This window comes from Mycolicibacterium novocastrense (assembly GCF_001499835.1).
Lineage (GTDB): Bacteria > Actinomycetota > Actinomycetes > Mycobacteriales > Mycobacteriaceae > Mycobacterium > Mycobacterium novocastrense.
Window position 1 is genome coordinate 25,952 of sequence record NZ_LQIH01000026.1, and the last position, 19,137, is coordinate 45,088.

At 67.9% G+C, this 19,137-nt stretch carries 20 protein-coding genes; 9 read left to right on the forward strand and 11 right to left on the reverse strand.

The annotated features are described in order from the left end of the window. Positions 1-193 precede the first annotated feature (193 nt). The gene (locus tag AU072_RS18565; RefSeq protein ID WP_064415166.1) at positions 194-559 is read left to right on the forward strand and encodes a group I truncated hemoglobin; all 366 of its coding nucleotides are present in this window, start codon (positions 194-196) and stop codon (positions 557-559) included. A gap of 3 nt (positions 560-562) precedes the next feature. Here the strand turns inward: AU072_RS18565 and AU072_RS18570 are convergent, their stop codons facing one another. The 3 genes from AU072_RS18570 to glnX are packed head-to-tail and all read right to left on the reverse strand — an operon-like array spanning position 563 to position 5,105. Beyond that, positions 563-2,824 carry a serine/threonine-protein kinase PknG gene (locus AU072_RS18570; protein WP_064415167.1) on the reverse strand — a complete coding sequence of 754 codons (2,262 nt, stop codon included), beginning with the start codon at positions 2,822-2,824 and terminating at the stop codon, positions 563-565. Next, positions 2,824-3,786 (reverse strand): glutamate ABC transporter substrate-binding protein, encoded by a 963-nt coding sequence (locus AU072_RS18575; protein WP_064415168.1) that lies wholly within the window; start codon positions 3,784-3,786, stop codon positions 2,824-2,826. The genes AU072_RS18570 and AU072_RS18575 overlap by 1 nt, the downstream gene beginning before the upstream one ends. After that, entirely contained in the window at positions 3,786-5,105 is a 1,320-nt protein-coding gene (gene glnX / locus AU072_RS18580; protein WP_064415169.1) for a protein kinase G-activating protein GlnX, read from the reverse strand. The genes AU072_RS18575 and glnX overlap by 1 nt, the downstream gene beginning before the upstream one ends. A 111-nt stretch (positions 5,106-5,216) precedes the next feature. Here glnX and AU072_RS18585 point away from each other — a divergent pair, with 111 nt between their 5' ends. Further along, complete coding sequence (locus AU072_RS18585) at positions 5,217-5,717, forward strand: NUDIX hydrolase (RefSeq protein ID WP_064402088.1); 501 nt, start codon at positions 5,217-5,219, stop codon at positions 5,715-5,717. Here the strand turns inward: AU072_RS18585 and thiE are convergent. Then, complete coding sequence (thiE, locus tag AU072_RS18590; protein ID WP_064415170.1) at positions 5,701-6,384, reverse strand: thiamine phosphate synthase; 684 nt, start codon at positions 6,382-6,384, stop codon at positions 5,701-5,703. The two genes, AU072_RS18585 and thiE, sit on opposite strands and share 17 nt — an antisense overlap. Positions 6,385-6,517: 133 nt before the next feature. Between thiE and thiO the strand changes: the two genes are divergently transcribed. Genes thiO through AU072_RS18620 form a run of 6 tightly spaced genes read left to right on the forward strand, consistent with a single transcriptional unit; the run spans position 6,518 to position 12,301 of the window. After that, positions 6,518-7,549 (forward strand): glycine oxidase ThiO, encoded by a 1,032-nt coding sequence (gene thiO / locus AU072_RS18595; RefSeq protein WP_064415171.1) that lies wholly within the window; start codon positions 6,518-6,520, stop codon positions 7,547-7,549. Then, entirely contained in the window at positions 7,546-7,743 is a 198-nt protein-coding gene (gene thiS / locus AU072_RS18600) for a sulfur carrier protein ThiS (protein ID WP_064348250.1), read from the forward strand. The genes thiO and thiS overlap by 4 nt, the downstream gene beginning before the upstream one ends. 10 nt (positions 7,744-7,753) lie before the next feature. Further along, on the forward strand, positions 7,754-8,527 hold the full coding sequence (thiG, locus tag AU072_RS18605; RefSeq protein WP_064415184.1) for a thiazole synthase: 774 nt from the start codon (positions 7,754-7,756) through the stop codon (positions 8,525-8,527). Then, on the forward strand, positions 8,524-9,306 hold the full coding sequence (locus AU072_RS18610) for an SGNH/GDSL hydrolase family protein (protein ID WP_064415172.1): 783 nt from the start codon (positions 8,524-8,526) through the stop codon (positions 9,304-9,306). Before thiG ends, AU072_RS18610 begins: the two co-directional genes overlap by 4 nt. 11 nt (positions 9,307-9,317) lie before the next feature. Beyond that, positions 9,318-10,832: a M28 family metallopeptidase gene (locus tag AU072_RS18615; protein WP_064415173.1), complete on the forward strand. Its 1,515-nt coding sequence runs from the start codon at positions 9,318-9,320 to the stop codon at positions 10,830-10,832. Beyond that, the gene (locus AU072_RS18620) at positions 10,829-12,301 is read left to right on the forward strand and encodes a M28 family peptidase (RefSeq protein ID WP_064415174.1); all 1,473 of its coding nucleotides are present in this window, start codon (positions 10,829-10,831) and stop codon (positions 12,299-12,301) included. The genes AU072_RS18615 and AU072_RS18620 overlap by 4 nt, the downstream gene beginning before the upstream one ends. Here the strand turns inward: AU072_RS18620 and AU072_RS18625 are convergent. Genes AU072_RS18625 through AU072_RS18640 form a run of 4 tightly spaced genes read right to left on the reverse strand, consistent with a single transcriptional unit; the run spans position 12,255 to position 15,355 of the window. After that, the gene (locus tag AU072_RS18625; protein ID WP_064415175.1) at positions 12,255-13,544 is read right to left on the reverse strand and encodes a uracil-xanthine permease family protein; all 1,290 of its coding nucleotides are present in this window, start codon (positions 13,542-13,544) and stop codon (positions 12,255-12,257) included. The two genes, AU072_RS18620 and AU072_RS18625, sit on opposite strands and share 47 nt — an antisense overlap. Then, entirely contained in the window at positions 13,541-14,761 is a 1,221-nt protein-coding gene (locus AU072_RS18630) for an APC family permease (protein WP_120271068.1), read from the reverse strand. Before AU072_RS18630 ends, AU072_RS18625 begins: the two co-directional genes overlap by 4 nt. Before the next feature lie 14 nt (positions 14,762-14,775). Further along, positions 14,776-15,117: a hypothetical protein gene (locus AU072_RS18635; RefSeq protein WP_064415176.1), complete on the reverse strand. Its 342-nt coding sequence runs from the start codon at positions 15,115-15,117 to the stop codon at positions 14,776-14,778. 13 nt (positions 15,118-15,130) lie between these two features. After that, on the reverse strand, positions 15,131-15,355 hold the full coding sequence (locus AU072_RS18640) for a hypothetical protein (protein WP_067393580.1): 225 nt from the start codon (positions 15,353-15,355) through the stop codon (positions 15,131-15,133). 105 nt (positions 15,356-15,460) lie between these two features. Between AU072_RS18640 and AU072_RS18645 the strand changes: the two genes are divergently transcribed. Further along, the gene (locus AU072_RS18645) at positions 15,461-16,702 is read left to right on the forward strand and encodes a TetR/AcrR family transcriptional regulator (protein ID WP_064415178.1); all 1,242 of its coding nucleotides are present in this window, start codon (positions 15,461-15,463) and stop codon (positions 16,700-16,702) included. On the opposite strand, the gene AU072_RS18650 is transcribed toward AU072_RS18645, so the two are convergent. The 3 genes from AU072_RS18650 to AU072_RS18660 all read right to left on the reverse strand — a co-directional run. Further along, entirely contained in the window at positions 16,669-16,947 is a 279-nt protein-coding gene (locus AU072_RS18650) for a DoxX-related protein (RefSeq protein ID WP_064415179.1), read from the reverse strand. The genes AU072_RS18645 and AU072_RS18650 overlap by 34 nt on opposite strands. A gap of 19 nt (positions 16,948-16,966) precedes the next feature. Further along, positions 16,967-18,454 (reverse strand): flavin-containing monooxygenase, encoded by a 1,488-nt coding sequence (locus tag AU072_RS18655; protein ID WP_064415180.1) that lies wholly within the window; start codon positions 18,452-18,454, stop codon positions 16,967-16,969. A 43-nt stretch (positions 18,455-18,497) separates the two neighbouring features. Next, positions 18,498-19,137, reverse strand: a 640-nt coding sequence (locus AU072_RS18660) for a DUF4190 domain-containing protein (protein ID WP_064415181.1), incomplete at its 5' end; no start/stop codon positions are given.

Here is a 19,137-nt window from a genome sequence, read left to right on the forward strand (position 1 = left end):
CGACATGGGCAAATCCCGTAAAGTCGAGGCCTGCTGCGGTGTGGTTTGCTGTAAGGGCCACTGAATCCGTAGTTCTGACGCCGCTCGGGGTGGCCGCGGTGAGGATGAATTTGCCCCGCTGGCAACATGCCGAAATCCGGCCGCAACCGCCGTCAGCTGGAATGTGCCCATTCGGTGCGACGAAGGGGCACTCATGTCGAATATTCTCGAGCAGATCGGCGGCCACGAGGCCCTCGAAGGCGTGGTCGAGGACTTCTACAACCGCGTGCTGGCGGACGATCAGCTGGCCGGCTTCTTCACCGGAACCAACATGGCGCGGCTCAAGGGGCGGCAAGTCGAGTTCTTCGCCGCCGCGCTGGGCGGGCCCGACCCGTATACCGGTGCGCCGATGCGCCAGGTCCACCAGGGCCGCGGCATCACCGTCCACCATTTCAACCTCGTCGCGGACCATCTGGGCGCAAGCCTCGCGGCTGCCGGAGTGCCTGACCAGACGGCCGGCCAGATTCTGGAAGCTATCGCCCCGCTGCGCGACGAGATCGCGACCGCCAGCGTCGCCTGACCGTCAGAACGTGCTGGTCGGGCGGACGCTGTTGGCCAGGTCCACAAGCGCGTATCGGTGCGCCTGCGTCGGTGCCACCCGCGCCAGCGCGCGCAGTGAGGCCTCCACACCCAGCTGCAATCCGTGTTCGGTGAACGGGAACCCGAGGATGTGATTGGTGCTGGCGGTGTTGTCGGCCAGCCAATCCATCGCGGTGCCCAGCACCAGCGCGCGGATCTGCAGCACCCGCGGCTCGGTGTCCGGCAGCGCCTCGACGCGCCGTGCGGCGTCTCGGATCTGCTGCTCGGTGATCTCGGTCGACGACCGGCCGGACAACAGAGTGACCGCGCTGGTCAGCCGGGCCGTCGTGAAATGGCGGGACATCGCGGGCACCTTGTCGAGTGTCTTCACCGCATCGTCGCGCTCACCGGCGGCCGATTGCGCGCGGGCCAGGCCGAACCCCGCCGAGATCACCCCGTTGTCGGTCGACCACACGGTGTTGTAGAACTTTCCCGCGTCTGGGGTGCCCGCCAACTCGGCGGTGGCGGCCAAGGCCAGTTTGGGCGCCAGCTCGCCGGGCATGGTGTCGAGCACCTCGGTGAAATGCTTTGTCGCCGAGCCGTAGTCGGCGGTCAACAGTTCGGAGACGGCCTTGAACCAGACCAGCCGCCACGGCCAGCCCACCCGCTCGGCGAGGTCGTCGAGTTTGCGGGTGGCCTTGGCGACGTCGCCGAGGTCGAGCAGCGCGCGCACCTCCATCAGCGGCAGCTCGACCGAGTCCGACAGATCGATGCCCTCGGAGTCCAGCGCCCCGTGCCGGGCCGCGCGCAGCTGGTCGAGGGTCTGCACGGGCTGGCTCACCACGCTGGCCGACAGCACCGGCGCGCCGACGTCGGTCGGATCGACCAATGGTACGGGCAGGGCCCTGACGATCTCCTGTGCGGTCAGCCGCTCGGAGTGCACCTGCCCGTCGAGATAGACGTCGGTGTGCGCTACCAAAAGATCGATGCCGAACGTGGACCGGGTGGGCGAAAACACCGTGGACAGACCGGGTTTGGGTGACCCGGTGTCCTTCGCCACGACCTCACGCAGCACACCGAGCAGCTGTCCGGACATCTCGTCGGCACTGCCGAAACGCCGCCGTGGATCCGGGTCGATCGCCCGGCGCAGCGCACGGCCGAACGAGTCGTACTCGGCCAGCACCGGATCGTCCTCGGGCAACCCGTCGACGTAGCGGCCCTTGCGGGTACGCAGGTTCAGCGTCAGCGCTGCGAGCGTGCGGCCGACGGTGTAGATGTCGGTGGCCACCGTCGGCCCCGTCCGCACGATCTCGGGAGCCTGGTATCCCGGGGTGCCGTACAGGTAGCCGAACGAGTTGATGGTCGACACCGCGCCGAGGTCGATCAGCTTGAGCTGTTCCTCGGTGATCATGATGTTTTCGGGTTTGAGGTCGTTGTAGGTCAGGCCGAGCGAGTGCAGATAGCCCAGCGCGGGCAGGATCTCGAGCATGTACCCGATGGCCTGGGCCACCGGTAGCTTCTCGCCCTTGGCCTGTTTGAGCGATGTGCCGCCGACATACTCCATCACGATGTAGCCGACGGGGTTGCCGTGCTGGTCCGCGTGCTCGACGAAGTTGTAGATCTTCACGATGCCGGGATGGGTGACCTCGGCGAGGAACTGCCGCTCGGCCATCGCGATCTTCTGCGCCTCGGCGTCGCCGGAATGCACCAGACCCTTGAGCACGACTGGTCGTTCGTTGACGTTGTGGTCGAATGCCAGATAGACCCAGCCGAGGCCGCCGTGTGCGATGCAGCCCTTGATCTCGTACTGGTCGGCGACCATATCACCCGGATTCAGTTGCGGCAGAAACGAATACGGACTGCCGCAGTGCGGACACCAACCTTCCGACCGGGCAGGTTTGCCCTCGCTGGAACGGCCCACGGGACGGCCGCAGTTCCAACAGAAGCGCTTCTTCTCCGCGACCACCGGATTGGTCATCAGCGCTTCGAGCGGATCCTTGGCCCGCACCCGCGGGATCTCGACCAGCCCACCGCCCAGGCGGCGCGTTCGCGACAACGCCCGCGTCGTGGTGGTGGTCTGCTCCTGCGGCTCAGTGTCTCCGGTGCCCGCCGACCCACCGTCGTCGTCGTCGAGATGGGGCCGGAACACCGCCTCGGTCGCCATCGGGCGGATGGTCGAGGCCGAATCCATGCCCATATCGTCGAAGCTCGCCGGCTGGGTGCCCGGGCCCTCGTCGTCGTAGTCGTGCAGTTGGGTCTCGGACATCAGTCGGAATACCTCGCGACCGGAGGAGCCGGCGCCGGCCCGAGCACCGTCAACCACTTGCGGTACAACGTGTTCCAGGTGCCGTCGCGGCGGATACGTTCGAGCGTGCCGTTGACGAACCGGACCAGGCCGGTGTTCTCCCGGTTGACCCCGATGCCGTAGGGCTCCCGGTTGAGGCTTGGGCCGACGATGTGCAGGTAAGGATCCTGTGACACCAGGCCGGCGAGGATCGAGTCGTCGGTGCTGACGGCGTCGACCTGCCGCTGCTGCAGTGCCACCAGGCAGTCGGCCCACGCGACCACCCCGACGATGATCGGGGGCGGCGTGATCTCCCGGATCCGCTCCAGCGATGTGGTGCCCTTCGCGACGCATACGCGGCGTCCCGAAAGGTCCGACGCCTGCCGGATCGTCGAGTCGCGCGGCGCCAGGATGCGCTGATTGGCAGTCAGATACGCCGTCGAGAACCCGATCAGCTTCTTGCGTTCGCACGTGATGGTCATGGTCTTGACGACGACGTCGACCTGATCGTTCTGCAACGCGGCGATGCGGTCCGCCGACGACAGGATGCGGTACTCCACCTGCGACGGGGTTCCGAAGATGTCGCGGGCGATCTCACCGGCGATGTCGACGTCGAATCCGGTGATCTGCCCGGTGATCGGGTCGCGGAACGAGAACAGGTTGCTGCCGATGTCCAGGCCGACGATCAGCCGCCCCCGCGCGCGGATGTTCGCGACGGCCTCCTCAGCCTGGGCCCGATCGCTGAACGGCCGAAGGCTTGCCGTGCGGTCACAGTCCTCGGTGTCGTCGCCGGGCGGGCGCACCGGTTGCGGTGGCAACTCCTCCATACCCGCCGGGGTGGGCGGTGGAAGCGTCACACCGGGTGTGGAGGTCACCGACGTCGCCTGCCCGCATCCTGTGAGAACCAGCGCGGCGGCGACGAGCAGGCCGAAGAACTTCTTCATTACCGGTACTCACTCAACCTCGGCCACAACCCCAGCGCCACCGCGACCGCCGCGACGACGCTGAGCACCGCGGCGCCGACGGTCGCACCGGACAGCACCCGGTGCGCGTTGATGATGTCGTCGCGCAGTTGCCCGCGGCTCTCTTCGATCCCCTGGCTCAACGCCTCGTCGAGCTTGTTGAACGCGGGCGTGGAATCGTCGGCGCCGGTGCCCAGCGCCACCTGCGTGGCGGCTTGGTAGTTGCCGACGCTGATGTAGGCGTTGATCCGGTCGTCGGCGGCGCGCCAGCGCTTCAACAACTGCTCGGCCTCGGCGAGGTCGGTCTTGTCGATGGCGTCCTCGCGGGCCAGGTAGTCCGCGAGCTGCTGCTGCATCATGTCGATGCGCTGGTAGTACGACTGTTTGCGCACCGTCTCGTCGCCGCGCCGGATCAACGACAGCGTCTCGTCGGCACGGGCCTGCTGCGCGGTGATCGCCAGGTTCGTCACCGTCTTCAACGACTCGGCGGCGGTGTCCTTGGCGCTGCGACTGTCGGAGGTCGAGATGACCAGGGCCGTGCCCACCCAGATCAACATGGTCAGAACGGCCAGCCCGCCGGCGACGAAGCCGATATTGATCCGTCTGCGTGTGCGCCTGGCCAGCCAACGGTTCGCGAACAACCCGAACAGCAAGGTCGCCAGCACCACCAGGATGACCGGGCCGGGGATCCGGGTGGACGCGCTGGTCTCGGCGTCGACGCGCTGCGAGGTCTCCTCGTAGAGCCGTTGGGCCCCGGGCAGGATCTGCGTCTGCATCAAGGCCGACGCCTCCGACAGGTACGACGAACCCACCGGATTACCCGAACGATTGTTGGTGCGGGCGGTCTCGACCAGGCCGGTGTACACCGACAACTCTGCGTTGATGCGGCCGAGCAGCTGCACCAGGTCCTCGTCGGTGAGCCCGCTCGACGCCCGGGTCACGGCCACCGACGCGTCCGTGATCGCCTGCTCGTACCGTTGTCGGACGTCGCGCGGTTCCGCCCCGGCGATGAAGGCCGTGGCCGCTGCGGCATCGGCCACCGACAGCTTCGTGTAGAGCTGCCCGGCGGCAAACGACAGCGGCTCGGTGTGGTTGAGCACCGTCATCAGCGCCTGCTGGCGGTCGTTGATCGTCGTCGACGTGGCGAACGCGCTGGCGATGACGAGCGCGGACAGCACCACCCCGATGGTCAGGATCCGGCCGGGCGTGGTCCACAGAAACCACCAGCGTTGTTGTGCCGACGTCGACGGCGACCGCGACGCGAGCGGCTCCGTCGACGGGTGCGCCAACTCCACAGTCACGTGCGCGCGGACCTCATCAGCATCGCTTTCCGGCTCGTCGTTTCGACCGCTCCCACTGTATGAAAGAAGTCTAAGAGTTTCCGGTAGGCCGGGCGGCCCTATTGTTGAGGCGTGCGCGGCGACGGTGACGGATGGGTGGTTTCCCACGGCCAGGCCTACTGGGGCAGGTACGGCGCGGCCGGCCTGTTGCTGCGGGCCCCCGGCCACGACGGCACCCCGGTGGTGCTGCTCCAGCACCGGGCGGCCTGGAGCCACCAGGGCGACACGTGGGGTCTGCCCGGCGGGGCGCGCGACAGCCACGAGACCGCGGAGCAGGCGGCCATCCGGGAGGCCCATGAGGAAGCGGGGCTGCCAGCCGAGCAGTTGACCGTGCGCAAGGTGGTGCAGACCAAGATCGTCGCGGGCGACGGGGTCAGTTGGAGCTACAGCACGGTGATCGCCGACGCACAGGAGATGCTGCCCACCGTGCCGAACCGGGAGAGCGCGGAGTTGCGCTGGGTGGCCGTCGACGACGTCGCCACCCTGCCGCTGCACCCGGGATTCGCCGCCAGCTGGCAGCGGTTGCGCGACGAGTTCACGTCGATCCCGCTCCTGGTCAACCCCCAGCTCTGAGCGCCGCCTGCAAAGCCACCTTCAAAGACGAGGCCGCCGCACCAGGGTCCTCGGCCGCCGTGATCGCCCGCACCACGACGACGCGTCGCGCGCCTGCGTCCAGCACCTGGGGTAACCGGTCGGCGTCGATTCCGCCGATCGCGAACCACGGCTTGGCCGTACCGAGCTGGGCGGTGTGCCGGACCAGCTCCAGCCCGGGCGCAGCGCGGCCGGGTTTGGTCGGGGTGGGCCAGCACGGGCCGACGCAGAAGTAGTCGACGGCCTCGTCCACCGCCGCCGCGACCTGGTCGACGTCGTGGGTGGACCGCCCGATCACCGGCCCCTCGCCGACGATGCCGCGCGCCACCGCCAGCGGAAGGTCATCCTGGCCCAGGTGAAGCACGTCGGCGCCGGCGGCCAGCGCGATGTCGGCGCGGTCGTTGACGGCCAGCAGCGCGCCGTAGCGCCGGGCCGCGTCGGCGAGCACCTCGAGGGCCTCGAGTTCCTGGCGTGCCTCCAAGGGGCCGAACCGCTGTTCGCCCGGCGAACCCTTGTCGCGCAGCTGGATGAGGTCGACCCCTCCGGCGAGGGCGGCTTCGGCGAACTCCGCGAGGTCGCCGCGCTCGCGCCGGGCGTCGGTGCACAGGTACAGCGACGCGCTGGCCAGGCGTTCTCGAGGTTGGTGCACACCGCGACGCTAGCGGCTCGTCGTTGGGGGCCTAACCAGCGGGTACTGTGGGTTGACGAACGCGGGAGTCCCGGGAACGGGGACTGAGAGTGGGCATTCGAACCTGCCCTTACCGTCGCACCTGATCCGGGTCATGCCGGCGAAGGGAGGGAAGTTGACCGCAGCAAGCCTGGCCGTGATCGGCGGCGGCGTCATCGGATTGGCCGTCGCGCGGCGTGCGCTGAGTGCCGGCTGGGACGTCCGAGTGCACCGCACCGACGAGCGCGGCGCGTCGTGGGTCGCCGGCGGCATGCTCGCACCCCACAGCGAGGGCTGGCCCGGTGAGGAGAAGCTGCTGCAGCTCGGCCTGGAGTCGCTGCACCTGTGGCACGGTGGCTTTCTCGACGGGCTGCCCGAGGATGTGGTCACGGCACGCGAATCGCTGGTGGTCGCCGTCGACCGCGCAGATTCGAGCGACCTCAAGACAGTGGGCGAGTGGCTTGCGGCCCAAGGGCATCCGGTGACGGCCACGACGTCGGCCCGCGATATCGAACCGCTGCTCGCCCAGGGCATCCGGCATGGGTTTCGCGCCGAAACCGAACTGGCCGTTGACAATCGGCTGCTGGTGCGAGCCCTGGCCGTGTCGTGTGAAGGGCTTGGTGTGCAGTGGGCGCCCCCCGTGTCCGAACTCGCCGAGGTGCAGGCGGATGCCGTGGTGATCGCGAACGGTATCGACGCCCCGACGCTGTGGCCCGACCTGCCCATCCGGCCGGTCAAGGGTGAGGTGTTGCGGTTGCGGTGGCGCCGCGGCTGCATGCCGGTGCCGCAGCGGGTCATTCGGGCCAGGGTGCACGGCAGGCAGGTGTACCTGGTTCCACGTGCCGACGGCGTCGTCGTCGGCGCGACGCAGTACGAACACGGCCGCGATACCGCGCCCGCGGTGACGGGAGTTCGGGAACTTCTCGACGACGCCTGCGCGGTGATGCCTGCGCTGGGCGAGTACGAACTCGCCGAATGCGCGGCAGGCTTGCGGCCGATGACACCGGACGGATTACCGCTCGTCGAACGCCTCGACGAGCGCACACTGGTCGCGGCGGGCCACGGGCGCAACGGCTTTCTTCTCGCGCCCTGGACGGCCGAACGGATCGCGGCCGAACTCGATGTCACGATTGGAGCGACACAATGAAGGTACTGGTCAACGACGAAGCGGTGGAAGTGGACGCCTCGACGACGGTCGCCGCGCTGCTGGAGCGTCTCGGCTTTCCGGAGAAGGGCATCGCGGTCGCCGTCGACTGGTCGGTGCTGCCGAAATCGGACTGGGACACCGCGCTTTCGGATGGTGCTCGCGTGGAGGTGGTGACGGCGGTGCAGGGTGGCTAGCCCCGGCACCCTGCGCGCGGGCGGAGCATCGGTCACGAAGTTGACCATCGCGGGTCGCGAGTTCGGTTCGCGGCTCATCCTCGGCACCGGAGGCGCGGCGAATCTCGCCGTGCTCGAAGAGGCGCTTGTCGCATCGGGCACCGAGCTGACGACGGTGGCGATGCGGCGCGTCGACGCCGACGGCGGCACCGGCGTGCTCGAGTTGCTCGACCGGCTGGGCATCACCCCCTTGCCGAACACCGCGGGATGCCGCGGGGCGGCCGAGGCGGTGATGACGGCGCAACTCGCCCGCGAGGCGCTGCACACCGACTGGGTGAAACTGGAGGTCATCGCCGACGAGCGCACGCTGCTGCCCGACGCCGTCGAACTGGTCCGGGCGGCCGAGCAATTGGTCGACGACGGTTTCACGGTGTTGCCGTACACCAACGACGATCCGGTGCTCGCACGCCGGCTCGAGGACATCGGGTGCGCGGCGGTGATGCCGCTGGGTTCGCCGATCGGAACGGGACTGGGAATCGCCAACCCGCACAACATCGAGATGATCGTCGAGGCCGCTTCGGTGCCGGTGGTGCTCGATGCGGGCATCGGCACCGCCAGCGACGCCGCGATGGCGATGGAGTTGGGCTGTGACGCCGTGCTTTTGGCCACCGCCGTGACACGCGCCGCCGACCCGCCGACTATGGCGGCAGCGATGGCCGCCGCGGTCACAGCGGGTCGTCTGGCCCGGCAGGCCGGCCGTATCCCGAAGCGGTTCTGGGCGCAGGCATCCAGCCCGTCCCGATGAGTCGCTATGTCGCGCTGGGCAGTTCGATGGCAGCGGGTCCCGGGATCGGACCCCGCGCCGATGGTGCGCCCTGGGCGGCCGGCCGGTCGACGCGCAACTATCCGCATCTGGTGGCCGCCAGGCTGAATCTCGACCTCGTCGACGCGACATACTCCGGCGCGACCACCGCGAACGTGCTGTCCGAACCGCAACACGGTGCGCCGCCGCAGATCTCGGCTCTGACCGGATCTGAAGAGCTGGTGACGGTGACCATCGGCGGCAACGACGTCGGCTACGTGCCGATGTTGTTCGCCGCCGGCCTGCCACGAATCGCCCGCCGGCTGCCGCTGCTCGGGAAGGTGCTGCGCGCGCAGCTCGACCCGCGGGCGCGCGAGGACGCGTTGACAGAGGTCGCGGTGGCACTGGAGGAGGTCGGCCGGACGGTGCGGGCCCGCGCACCGCGCGCGACGGTGCTGTTCGTCGATTACCTCACGCTGCTACCACCGCCGGGTGTGCCGGCACCACCGTTGTCCGACACCGACGTCGCGACCGGCCGCCACGTCGCCGACACGCTGGAACGGCTCACCGCGGAGGCGGCGGCGGCCACCGGATGCGGACTCGTGCAGGCCGCCGAGCACAGCCGCCCGCACCACGCCTGGTCGGCCGAACCGTGGACGACCCGGTTCGGGCTGCCGTTACCGGGCAGACCCGCGCCGCTGCACCCGAACGCCGCGGGCATGCGCGCCGTTGCCGACATCATTGCGGCGCAGCTGGACGGGCCGGCGCCCGGGCGACGCTAACGTAGTGAGCAATGAGGCACACAAAGCTGTCGAAGACAATCGCCCTGATCTCTGTCGGCGTCATCGCGCTCGGGGGCTGCGGCCGTGACGAGGAGCGACCGGCGGTGCAGCCGCCCACCACACAGGCCGGGGTGTCGCCGGCCGCCGTGGACTTCGCCGGGGCGCTCGCGCAGCGCACCTCCGCCGACGCGATGTACCAGCATCTGGTGCGATTGCAGGAGATCGCCGACGACAACGGCGGCAATCGTGCACTCGGCACCCCGGGTTACGACGCCAGCGTCGACTACGTGGCTAACATCCTGCGCGACAAGGGTTTCGACGTACAGACACCGGAGTTCGAGGTGCGCCTGCCGTTCGCCGACGAACCCGCACTGACCGTCGGCGGCGCCGCGGTCAAGGCCAGACCGCTGAACTTCACGATCGGCACGCCGCCGGATGGTGTGTCGGGCCCGCTGGTGCCCGCCCGCGTCGAGGACTCTCCGGGATGCACCGTGTCCGACTACGACGGCTTACCCGTCAAGGGCGCCGTCGTGCTCGTCGACCGTGGCACGTGCCAATTCTCGGACAAAGAACAGGCTGCCGCTGAACGCGGTGCGGTGGCGCTGATAGTGGCCAACAACGAGGACAACGACGAGATGGGCGGCACGCTCGGGGAGGACACCGAGGCGAGCATCCCGGTTGTCAGCATCACCAAGACCGAGGGCGACCGGCTACGCGCCGAACCACGTGACGTCACCCTCAAGCTCAACGCGGGTGTGCGTAAGGAGCAGACCCGCAACGTCATCGCCCAGACCAGAACGGGCGACACCGCAAACGTCGTGATGGCCGGTGCACATCTGGACAGCGTCCCGGAGGGCCCTGGCATCAACGACAACGCCTCCGGCGTGGCGGCCGTGCTGGAGTCCGCGGTGCAGTTGGGCGGTTCCCCGAACGTCCAGAACGCGGTACGGTTCGGTTTCTGGGGTGCGGAGGAGGTCGGGTTGTTCGGATCGAACAACTATCTGGAGTCGTTGGATGTCGATGCCCTCAAGGACATCTCGCTCTACCTGAACTTCGACATGGTCGGCTCGCCGAACCCCGGCTACTTCACCTATGACGGGAACCAATCCCTCCCGCCCGACGAGGAAGGCGCGATCACCCGGGTGCCGGAAGGGGCGGCGGGCGTGGAACGCACGCTGGTGGACTACCTCGACGCGGCCGGAAAACCGGCCGAAGACACCAGCTTCGACGGTCGCTCCGACTACGACGCGTTCACCCTTGCAGGCATCCCGGCGGGTGGCACCTTCTCGGGCGCCGAGGCCAAGATGACCCCCGAACAAGCCGAACTGTGGGGCGGTGAGGCGGGTCAGCCGTTCGACCCCAACTACCACAAGGAATCGGACACCCTCGAGCACATCGACCGCACCGCATTGGGCATACATGGAGCGGGCGTGTCCTACGCAATCGGAATTTACGCTCAGGACCAGGGTGGGCCGAACGGAATTCCCACGCGCGATTTGCGCGTACGTCACCCACTCGCGTCATGAGGACAGGGGCGGCCCGCGCGGGAGTCGTTGTCGCAGTCGTCCTCGGCGTCGTCGGAGCGCTGACCTCGTGCGCGGCCCCGGAGCCGGCACCGCCGTCGCCGCAGGAGGTAGCGGACAAGGTCACCGCCGACGGGATGTACACCCACCTGCAGAAACTGCAGCAGATCGCCGACACCAACGGCGGTAACCGCGCCAACGGCAAGCCGGGGTACGACGCCACCGTCGATTACGTCGCGCAGTTCCTGCGCGACACGGGTTTCGACGTCCAGACTCCCGAGTTCGAACTGCTCGATCGCAGTCAGGGTGGCAACCCGTCGATGCGGGTCAGCGGGCGCGAATATCCTGTCGATCAAGCTTCTCTCCTGATCACCACGCCGCGGGGCGGGCTGAACGCCGTGACGCTTCGGCCGACCAAGCCGGCCGGTTGCCGGACCGCCGACTACGACGGCGCGTCGGTGCGGGGCGCGATCGCCGTCGTCGACGACACGGGGTGCTCGGTGGTCGCCAAACAGAACGCTGCCGTGTCGGAGGGCGCCGTTGGCCTGCTGGTCGTCAGCTCGCCGGGTGGCAGCGGAAGTCCGGCGGGTCTGTTCACGCCCGGCTACTACCAGGACCTGACCGTGCCCGTCGGGGTCATCGGCCGCGAGGCCGACGCCGCACTGCGGCGAACCTCGGCACCTGTACGCCTCGTACTGGACCGCAAACCGGTCATGAAGAAGACCCGAAATCTCGTGGCGCAGACCAAGACCGGCGATGCGCGCAACGTCGTGCTGGCGGGCGCGCATTTGGACAGCTCGGTGGCGAGTCCGGGGATCAACGACGACGGGACCGGCATCGCGGCGTTGCTCGAGACAGCGGCGGCACTGGGTTCGCAGCCACCGATCACCAACGCCGTGCGCTTCGTGTTCTGGGCCTCGGAGGAGAACGGGCTGGCCGGACCGACGAGGTATGTGCAGGGACTTTCGCCCGACGAACTCCGCGACATCGCACTGTATCTGGGCTTCGACATGCTCGGTTCGCCCAACGCTGGCTACTTCACCTATGACGGTGACCAGTCCGCTACACCCAACCCGGCGATCCCCGCACAGTCGGTACCCGTGGGTTCGGCCGGTATCGAGCGGATGCTGGCCGGCTACCTCAACACGGCGGGGGTGCGCCCCGCGGACATGCCATTGAGCGAATTCACCGACTATTACCCGTTTCTCACCGCAGGAGTGCCGGTCGGCGGTCTGACAGCTGGTTCGTCCCAGCGCAAAAGCGAGATACAGGCCCGCCTTTGGGGCGGCCGGGCGGGTGTCCCCTTCGACCCGAACTACCGCACCAAGCGCGACACCGTCGAGAACGTCAACCGGGATGCGCTGTCGGTTCTGGGGCCCGCGGTCGCCTACGCGGTCGCGAGCTATGCGGCCTCGGTAGACGGCGTCAACGGTGTTCCGCCCCCGGACCAACGGCAGCGGGCCGCTCGCTAGCCTGGCGGAGTCCCAACAGCCGCATACCGTGATAGACCACCAGCGCGGCTATCGAACCCAACGCGATTCCGGTGAACGTCAATGTGCCTGCGTGCCAAGTGAAGTCGGCGATTCCGATGATCAGCGGTATGGCCGCGGTCATCTGATTGATCGGCCGGGAGAAGTCGACGCGGTTGGTCAGCCAGATCCGGACCCCCAGCACACCGACCAGACCGTAGAGCACCACGGTCGCGCCGCCGAGCACGCCGGCGGGGATCGCCGAGATCACCGCGCCGACCTTCGGGCACAGCGAGAGCAGAATTGCGACAGCGCCGGCAACCCAGTACGCCGCGGTGGAATACACCCGCGTTGCCGCCATCACACCGATGTTCTCGGCGTAGGTGGTGGTCGCAGATCCGCCGCCGAAACCGGCCAGCGTGGTGGCCACGCCGTCGGCGGCCAACGCGCGGCCCATCACGGGGTCGACATCGGTGTCGGTCATCTGGCCGACCGATTTCACGTGCCCGATGTTCTCGGCGACCAAGGCGATCACCGCCGGCAGGAACATCGGCAACACCGCGAGGCTGAACGCCGGGGTCTGGAACTCGGGCAGACCGAGCCACGGAGCGGCGGCGATCGGCGCGGTGTCGATCTCGCCGAGCATCAGCGCGAGAACGTATCCGGCGAGGACGGCCAGGAAGATGGCCAATCGGCCGATGATGCCGCGGAAGAACGCGAGCGTAGCCACCAGGAGCACCAGGGTGACGAGTCCGACCACCGGACCCTGCTCGAAGTTGGCCTTGGCCGAGGGCGCCAGGTTGAAGCCGATCAGCGCGACGATCGCGCCGGTGACCACCGGGGGAAGTGTCAGGTCGAGCCAGCGCGTGCCGACCAGGTGGACGACGCCGCCGATCGCCACCAACGCGAGGCCCACCGCCACGAGACCGCCCAGGGCGCTGCCCGTTCCGTGCGAGGCGACCGCAGCGGTGACCGGTGCGATCACCGAGAAGCTCGACCCCAGGTAGCTGGGCAACCGATTGCCCGTGATGATTAGGAACAGCACCGTTCCGACACCCGAGAACAACAGCGTCGTCGCCGGCGGGAAGCCGGTGAGGACGGGGACCAGGAAGGTGGCGCCGAACATGGCCACGACATGCTGGGCGCCGAGCCCGATCGTCCGGCCCCACCCGAGACGTTCGTCGGGTGCGACGACGAAGTCATCGCCGGTGTCGGCGTCGACGCGCTTCCAGGTCAGCTCGATCACGGTCTAAGACGGTAGGCCAGCGCGCCCGCGAGCACCACGCAAGCGCCGGCCAGCACTGACGGCACCGGAAGCAGGAACGCCAGCACCACACATCCGGTCAGCCCGACCGCGGGGACCATTCGGCGGCCGAGTGTCCACGCCGAGGCGTTGGCGATCGCGTAGTAGACGAGCACGGTGAACGACGAGAATCCGATCGCGGTGCGGACATCCACGGTGGCCGCCAGAGTGGCCACGAGGACGCCGACGACGACCTCGGCGCGGTGCGGGCTGCCGAACCTCGGGTGGACGCGCGCCAGGATGTGCGGCAGGTGGCGGTCGCGCGCCATCGCCAGCGTCGTACGCGACACCCCGAGGATGAGCGCCAGCAGCGACCCGAGCGCGGCCACCGCGGCGCCGGCCCGCACGACGGGCTCCAGAGCGGCAAAGCCGGCCGCAGCCACCGCGTCGGCAAGCGGTGCGGCTGCTGAAGCCGTTGCCGCCGTACCCAATTCGGTGATGACAGCGGCGGCGACGAGCGCATACACCACGAGCGTGATGGCCAGAGCCAAGGGTATGGCGCGGGGGATGGTGCGGGCGGGGTCGCGGACCTCTTCGCCCAGTGTCGCGATCCGCGCATAGCCCGCGAACGCGAAGAACAACAATCCGGCGGCCTGCAGGACGCCGGCGACGGAGGCGTCGGCGTCGACCGACAGGCGGGTCCATTCGACGTCCCCGAAACCCAGCACGGTGACCACCACGGTGCCCAGCACGGCCAGTACCACGGCGACGATGACGCGGGTCAGCATTGCCGATTTGCGGATACCCGCGTAGTTCAGTGCGGTCAGCGCAGCGACCGCCCCGACCGCGATTCCACGGGCGGCCTCGGGCCACACGTAGTAGCCGACCGTGAGCGCCATCGCCGCGCACGATGCGGTCTTGCCGACGATGAAGCTCCACCCCGCGGTGTAACCCCAGAACCGACCGAGCCGCTCACGCCCGTAGACATAGGTTCCGCCGGACTCGGGGTAACGCGCGGCCAGCCGGGCGGACGAGGTGGCGTTGCAGTAGGCCACCACGGCGGCGACCGCCAGGCCGATCAGCAGTCCAGAACCGGCCGCCGCGGCGGCCGGCCCGACCGCGACGAAGATGCCCGCGCCCAGCATCGAGCCCAGCCCGATGACGACCGCGTCGAAGGTGCCCAGCCGGCGCGGCAGCGCGGGGCCGGCCGGCGTGCTCACGCCGGAATGCTAGATCAGGCGTTGTTGTGGTGCCGCGCCAACGACTCCCGGGCGGAGGTCGTCGCCGAGGCCACCAGCGCCACGAGCAGACCGGCACCGCCGAGCAGGGCCAGCGGGACCGTCCACAGCCGTCGCATCAGCAGGGCGGACTCACACTGCTCGACGTAGTTGGTGTCGCTGCCTGCCGCGGCCGCCTGGGTCATGTCGGTGAGGTATCCCGTCCCACACTTGACTTGCCAGCCGTACTGGTCGTAGCTGTCCAGGAACACCGGGAAGTTCATCGCCAGCAGGGCCGCGCCCAATACGACGGCGGCAATGATCCCGGTCCAGGCGAGACGATGGTGGTGGTCGGACAAAGTGTTCCCCCGTTCATGTCATGCATACGTCAGCAAACAGCAGCACCGGCCATGAGGCGATCGAGCCCAGATACGAAATGACCAGGTCGGCACCGGTCATCCCCTGCAGGTGATCGGTATGGGTGGTCGACCAGAACACGCCGACCAGCAGGTACGGGGTGCCCAGCACGAGCGCCACCGTGATCAACTCCCCGATCGTGACCTGAAAGCCCAGAAGCTTGCGGAGCGCGCCGAACACATCATTTATGTTAATCGCCATTCTGCATGCTCTGACAAGTTCGCGCGATTACCGGCAGCGGTACTGGACCGGTACGGCCGAGCTCGGTCCGATATCGTGTCTGCCATGTCGCGCACTCGGCCGGCGAGCGGTGACGCGGTCCGGCGCCGGCCGAAGGACCGTAAGGCCCAGATCGCCCGGGCATCCGCCGAGGCGTTCAGCACCCTGGGCTTCTACGGCGTGAGCATGGAGTCGATCGCATCGCGGGTCGGGATCTCGGCGGCCGCCCTCTACCGGCACTACGCGGGTAAATACGACCTGTTCCGCGATGCGGTGCTCAATCTGGGACAGCAGCTGGTGGATGCGACCGCGTTCATCGACGACAGCGATCTCGAGGACCCTGGACTGGAACTACACCGGGTGGCCACGGCGCTCATCGAGACCGCGATGGCGAACCGGGAGTCCGGCGGGCTGTATCGCTGGGAGGCGCGATATCTGCGGGGCGACGATCAAGCGTCCCTGATCGCGCAGATGCGCACCGTCAACCGCCGGATCCAGCGCCCCATCTGCGCGATGCGTCCGGATCTGACGTCGCATCAACGGTGGACGTTGTCCATCGCGGTCCTGTCGGTCACCGGCAGCATCGTCGACCACCGGGCGAAGCTGCCCGCCGGCCAGGTGCGGGCGCTGCTGTCCGATCTCGCCGAAACGCTTGCCGCCACCGAGCTGCCAGATGGCGACGACGTCACCGAGCAGCCGGTCGCACCGGTCCCCACCGCCGTCGAGCCGTCGCGATATGAAGCGCTGCTCAACGAGTCCATGCGCTTGTTCAACACCAACGGGTACCGCGACACGGGGATGGAGGACATCGCCGCGGCGGTCGGCATGCCGGCATCGGGCATCTACCGCTATTTCGCGGGCAAGAGCGACATCCTGGCCGCCGTCTTCCGACGCGCGGCCGACCGGCTCTCCGACGAGCTGACAGCGATCACCGCTGCCAAGGCCGACCCCGAGGACGCCCTTGCCGCGATCATCGACGCGTATGTGGCCAGGTCGTTCGCGCATCCCGAGCTGGACTACGTCTACTACTCCGAACGGCTGCACATGTCGCCGACGGACCAGAAGATCTTGCGAAACATGCAGCGCACCACTGTCGAATCGGTCGTGGAGTTGGTGGTCGCCGTGCGCCCGGAATGGACGCCGAGCCAGGCCAGGTTCGCCGTGCACGCGGCCATGGCGTTGGTGATCGACCTGGGCCGGCTGATGCGGTACGCGAACTCGCCGCAGAACCGGGCGATTCTGCAGCGGATGCTGGACGTGACGCTGTTGGGCCGCTACCGGTTACGCGCGACGTTGCCCGCCAAGTAGGCGAGGTAGCCGAGGGTGCCCACGACCGCGAGTTTGCGGGTCTTACGGGCGGCCAGTCCGAGTCCCAGCGCCGTCTCGATACCGCCGTTGACATAGATGAACTGGCGGGTGTTGCGCGGGAACGCCTGCACCGTCATCGATTCGAACAGCTCCGGCTTGACGAAGTGGCTGAGCCCGACCCCGGCCAGGCCCAGGCCGGCCAACGTGGCCGCGCGCGAACCGCTGCTCGATTCCTGAAGTGACACAGCCGGGGTTCCTCTCTGATCACGCAATCCGATAGTCGCTCAGAGGATACTGTGACGCCTCTCTGATGGCTCTGCGGGTGGATACCGGCTGCAGCAACGTGGCCTCGCCGTTGGGGTCGAAATAGTACGACCGTGAATCCGCGCAGTTGCCGGCCATGAACACCGAGTTGCCCATCAGCTTGGTCATCCGGTCGAGGTAGCGGGCGTTGGCTTCCTCGGTGACCTCGAATACCGTTGCGCCCCGGCGCTTCATCTCGCCGAACAGCCGATCCATATGACGCATCTGATATTCCACGGTGTTGAAGAAGTTCAGCCCGAGGAACGCATAAGGACTCGCCAGACTCAGATAGTTGGGGAAGTAGGGCACCGTGACGCCCTGATAAGCCTGGAATCTCGTGTCGCGCCACCACTTTCCCAGGTTGCGCCCTTTGCGTCCGATGATCTCGATCGCCGGGAAGTTGGCCTCCCACAGGTCGAAGCCCGTCGCCAGGATGAGCGTGTCGATCTGGGTCTTCGTCCCGTCGGCGGCGACAACACCGTCGGGTTCGATGTGTTCGATCCCCGAAGTCTGGAGGTGCACATTGGGTTTGGTGAATGCGCGGTTGTAGTTGTTGGAGAACGTCGGACGTTTGCAGCCAAAGTCGTAGTCGGGGGTCAACTGCTTGCGAAGCGCGCGATCGCGCACGGAGAAGAACCGGTGCATCTTGGCCACGTCGGATGCCGCGATGTTGAGGCGGCGGAATAAAAGCTGTCGGTGGCGCAGCCCGACGAAAAGGAAGAACTCGTAGATCACGTCGGTGATCGCCCGAAGTGCGCGCTGAGTCAACGGAATCCGGGCGAACAGTCGCTTGACAGGCGCGGGGATCGGGAAGTCGAGCCGGGGTACCACCCAGACCGGCGTTCGCTGGTAGACGGTCAGGTCGGCCGCCTTCTTCGCCAGTTCCGGAATCAGTTGCACCGCGGTCGCGCCGGTTCCGATGATCGCGATCCGACGGTTAACGAGGTCGTAGGTGTGGTCCCACGCGGTGGTGTGCATGATCCTGCCGGCGAAACTCTCGATACCCGGAATGTCGGGTGTGTGTGGTTGCGACAGGAACCCGGTGGCCGTGATGAGGTAGCGCGCCGACAGCGTCTCGCCGCCGGCCAGCGTGACCCGCCACACCTCGGCTTCCTCGTCCCAGCAGGCGCCTTCGACGAGCGTGTTGAACCGCATGTGCCGACGCACGTCGTACTTGTCGGCGACGTCAGCCGCGTACTGCTTGATCTCGTCACCGGTCGAGTACAGCCGCGACCAGTTCGGGTTGGGCTCGAAGTAATACGAGTACGTGGTCGTCGGCACATCGACCGCCAACCCGGGGTAACGGTTGACGTGCCAGGTGCCGCCCAGGTCCTCCTCGCGATCGAGGATGACGAAATCCTGATATCCCATCCGCTTGAGCTGGATGGCCGCGCCGATCCCCCCGAAACCCGCGCCCACGATGACGGCGTCGAGTAGTTCCGAAGTCATAGGAAAAACGGTACCGCAGCCAACAGGCAGTATCGGGGAGGCGTCAGCCCTTTAGCGAGCCGTTCCTCGGCGGATCGAGCGTCGCAATGCAGGTCACGGCCCGGTCACCCTGCTCCCAGGTTTCGGCCGTGGGGTAGAGCACATACAGCTGAACGGAACTGTCCGTCATGGCGTCCGGCGCGTATGCGGCCAGTTCAGGGCTGCACTTCTCGGCGTAGGCGTCGATTGCCGCCTGGCCGGGAAAGTCGCCGTCGGGCATCTGGAGGACCGCGAAGACCTCACCTGCGTGGGTCTCGTCACATCCGACCGTCTTCACGGTCAGCACCCGCGTATTGGCCGGAATCTCGGCCAGGCAGTCGCCCTGCTTGACGTCGGTCGCGGTCACCGTGCCGTTGCCGATGAGGAAGTACACCAGCAGGGCGATGACGGCCACTGCCACCCACAGCGCCGACAGCACCAAGCCGGCGATCGCCAAGCCGCGGCCGCCCTGGCCCTCCCTGGCCTTCTTCAACCCGACGACGCCGCAGACGACGCTGATCAGAACGCCTCCGAGCAGCCCGAAGATGAGCGAGACGATGGCCCACCAGTTGGTGGGGCGCTGTTGGGGCGGCGCGTAGTAAGACCCCTGCTGCGCATAGGGGGGTCGCGGTCGGTGGTGTGCGTCGCGATGGCCAAGCTGGTCC

Bases quoted from the DNA above. Each gene is read 5' to 3' on its own strand.
- AU072_RS18615 (WP_064415173.1), top strand. From the start codon at position 9,318: ATGAGGCACACAAAGCTGTCGAAGACAATCGCCCTGATCTCTGTCGGC.
- thiS (WP_064348250.1), top strand. From the start codon at position 7,546: ATGAAGGTACTGGTCAACGACGAAGCGGTGGAAGTGGACGCCTCGACG.
- AU072_RS18570 (WP_064415167.1), bottom strand. From the start codon at position 2,824: ATGTCCGAGACCCAACTGCACGACTACGACGACGAGGGCCCGGGCACC.
- AU072_RS18645 (WP_064415178.1), top strand. From the start codon at position 15,461: ATGTCGCGCACTCGGCCGGCGAGCGGTGACGCGGTCCGGCGCCGGCCG.
- AU072_RS18610 (WP_064415172.1), top strand. From the start codon at position 8,524: ATGAGTCGCTATGTCGCGCTGGGCAGTTCGATGGCAGCGGGTCCCGGG.
- AU072_RS18620 (WP_064415174.1), top strand. From the start codon at position 10,829: ATGAGGACAGGGGCGGCCCGCGCGGGAGTCGTTGTCGCAGTCGTCCTC.
- AU072_RS18655 (WP_064415180.1), bottom strand. From the start codon at position 18,454: ATGACTTCGGAACTACTCGACGCCGTCATCGTGGGCGCGGGTTTCGGG.
- thiO (WP_064415171.1), top strand. From the start codon at position 6,518: ATGCCGGCGAAGGGAGGGAAGTTGACCGCAGCAAGCCTGGCCGTGATC.
- AU072_RS18565 (WP_064415166.1), top strand. From the start codon at position 194: ATGTCGAATATTCTCGAGCAGATCGGCGGCCACGAGGCCCTCGAAGGC.
- AU072_RS18575 (WP_064415168.1), bottom strand. From the start codon at position 3,786: ATGAAGAAGTTCTTCGGCCTGCTCGTCGCCGCCGCGCTGGTTCTCACA.